Source organism: Chryseobacterium contaminans (assembly GCF_001684955.1).
GTDB lineage: Bacteria > Bacteroidota > Bacteroidia > Flavobacteriales > Weeksellaceae > Chryseobacterium > Chryseobacterium contaminans.
This window is the reverse complement of sequence record NZ_MAYF01000249.1, coordinates 1-505: the sequence shown is the minus strand read 5'-3', so window position 1 is coordinate 505 and position 505 is coordinate 1. Positions and strand designations below refer to the sequence as shown.

Here is a 505-nt window from a genome sequence, read left to right as displayed (position 1 = left end):
ATTACTTCTCTCGTTGAGTAGCGGGAACCGGACTCGAACCGATGACCTTCGGGTTATGAGCCCGACGAGCTACCTACTGCTCCATCCCGCGGTGTATTTTTAGAGTGTTTACCGACAACACTTGCTTAGTAGCGGGAACCGGACTCGAACCGATGACCTTCGGGTTATGAGCCCGACGAGCTACCTACTGCTCCATCCCGCGGTGTATTTTTAGAGTGCTTACCGACAGCACTTACTTAGTAGCGGGAACCGGACTCGAACCGATGACCTTCGGGTTATGAGCCCGACGAGCTACCTACTGCTCCATCCCGCGGTGTATTTTTAGAGTGTTTACCGACAACACTTACTTAGTAGCGGGAACCGGACTCGAACCGATGACCTTCGGGTTATGAGCCCGACGAGCTACCTACTGCTCCATCCCGCGATATTGGATTGCAAATGTACGACTTTTTTTTCAAAATCCTAATTTTTCTTTTAAATAAAGGACTTTTATGAAAACTATTTT

The 505-nt window shown here is 48.7% G+C and carries 4 tRNA genes; all 4 read right to left on the bottom strand.

The window, feature by feature from the left end:
- Nucleotides 1–18: 18 nt before the first annotated feature.
- The 4 genes from BBH99_RS13100 to BBH99_RS13085 all read right to left on the bottom strand — a co-directional run bounded on the left by BBH99_RS13100 (nt 19) and on the right by BBH99_RS13085 (nt 424).
- Nucleotides 19–91: transfer RNA gene (locus BBH99_RS13100), tRNA-Met, on the bottom strand.
- 38 nt (nt 92–129) lie between these two features.
- Nucleotides 130–202 (bottom strand) — tRNA-Met (locus BBH99_RS13095).
- Between the two features lie 38 nt (nt 203–240).
- Nucleotides 241–313, bottom strand: a tRNA-Met gene (locus tag BBH99_RS13090).
- Nucleotides 314–351: 38 nt separating this feature from the next.
- Nucleotides 352–424 (bottom strand) — tRNA-Met (locus tag BBH99_RS13085).
- Nucleotides 425–505: the final 81 nt, after the last annotated feature.